The sequence below is a fragment of the Paenibacillus agaridevorans genome (assembly GCF_003112455.1).
Lineage (GTDB): Bacteria > Bacillota > Bacilli > Paenibacillales > Paenibacillaceae > Pristimantibacillus > Pristimantibacillus agaridevorans.
Map to the genome: position 1 here is coordinate 1 of NZ_BDQX01000256.1, position 1,886 is coordinate 1,886.

Below are 1,886 nucleotides of genomic sequence, written 5' to 3' on the forward strand. Positions count from 1 at the left end.
GGGGAGCAATATTTACTGGCAAGCCATAAGTTGACTTATTCGGACTGGTCGCTCGTTCATGTAACTCGTTATAAGGATGCTACCCAAAAAATTAATTTTATTTGGCGAACGAATTTGTTAATACAGGTTTCGTTCTTTTCGCTGTTTCTATTTATATTGATTATTTTTGTGCGGCAGTTGACCAAACCTCTGGCTCGACTTGGAAGAGTTGCAGGGGAGATTGAAGCTGGGAATTTAACGATTCGCGCTAAAATTAAAGGGAATAATGAGATCGGAAAGGTAGGCCGATCATTTGACAAGATGCTGGATCGGATTGAAGGGATGATTAAACAAGCGGTGCTCGATCAGACAAAGAAGCGCAAGCTGGAACTGGAGATGCTGCAGGCGCAAATTCACCCGCATTTTTTATTTAATATTTTAAATTCGATTCGGCTTAAAATTTTAATGAAAAACGATCAGGAAAATGCGTCGTTGATCCAAGCCATGTCTCATTTGCTGCGGATGACGATTAACCGAAATAATGAATTTATTCCGTTATATCAAGAGATTGAAATCGTATCTCATTATATCAAGCTGATGAATATGCGTCAGCAGCATCCGATTTTATACGAGGTTGATATGACAGAGAAAGCCAGAATGGTTGAGGTGCCTCGTTTGTTTATTCAGCCGCTCATTGAAAATGCCTATATTCATGGTTTAAATGAAGGCGGAGGTACGATTACGATCACATCCCGTGTGGATCACCAGTGCCTGCGCGTAACTGTGGCGGACAATGGAAAGGGTATGACAGAAGATAGGCGGAAGCAATTGCTCAAACATCTTCATATGGAGGAAGATGCGCTGTATACCGAGGAAAGAAAAGGCGGCCTTTGTGGAATTGGGGTCAAAAATGTTTATGAGCGTTTAAAGCTTATATATGGTCCGACTGTTAGGGTGTTGATCGATAGCGCTCCTAATCAAGGCACGCAAATAACGCTGCTTATTCCAATGACAGCGGGGGAGGCACGTTATGTATAGAGTCATGCTGGTTGACGATGATTATCCGGTAATTGAGTATTTGCAGCAAGCGATACCATGGCAAGCGCTTAATATGGAGGTAATCGGCGGGTTTTCCAATGGGCAAAAGGCGTATGATTACGCGGTCACAAATCTGCCTGATATTTTGCTTACGGATATCGGAATGCCTGTCATGAATGGCTTGGAGCTGATTAATGCGCTAACGTTGCGGAAAAAAAATCTTCGGTCGATTATTTTGTCTTGTCATGATGAGTTTTCTTTTGCTATGCAGGCGATCAGGCTTAATGTGGTGGATTATATTTTGAAGGAATCACTTGATCCCGTTTCATTAATAAAGCTGCTAGAGCGAATGAAGCATAGCCTGGATGAGGAGAAAACCCTAAAAAAGCAGGAGGTCAGCAAGGAGCTGATCACATCGCTCGAAGATAATCCTTTATTAGATGAAGCGGCATGGGCGGATCAGACGGATCAGATAGGACTGGATTTTAAAACCTATGTGTATATCCCCGTTCTCTGTGTTATCAATCGCCAACAGGTTGCAGAGAAGCGGTACTCGTCTAAGAAACTGCTATCTTTCTCCATGCAGAATGTAATCGAGGAAGTTGTTGCGAAAGAGAAGGAGCAAGGGATTTTTCATTTGTCCTATAACGGAAAAGAAACGGTGCTGTTATTTCAATACCGGGATCTTGTTAAAACAAATGTGTATGAATCGCTTGAGGGTACACTGCGGACAATTTATAAAGCCATTAAAGATTATTTGAAGTTTTCGGTTACTTTCATTGTAGGCACAAATTCAGAAAATGCCACTTCGCTCAAATCTAATATTAAGCAGTTGCTTAAAGGAAAGGATCATTGCTTTTATCGGCTGG

Annotated in this window: 2 protein-coding genes; both read left to right on the forward strand. The window is 41.7% G+C overall.

The genetic code is table 11. The features are described from left to right. Nucleotides 1-1,017, forward strand: a 1,017-nt coding sequence (locus PAT3040_RS22030) for a sensor histidine kinase (RefSeq protein WP_146200509.1), incomplete at its 5' end; no start/stop codon positions are given. Continuing rightward, a partial coding sequence (locus PAT3040_RS22035; RefSeq protein ID WP_146200510.1) for a response regulator occupies nucleotides 1,010-1,886 on the forward strand: 877 nt, incomplete at its 3' end. The genes PAT3040_RS22030 and PAT3040_RS22035, both read left to right, overlap by 8 nt.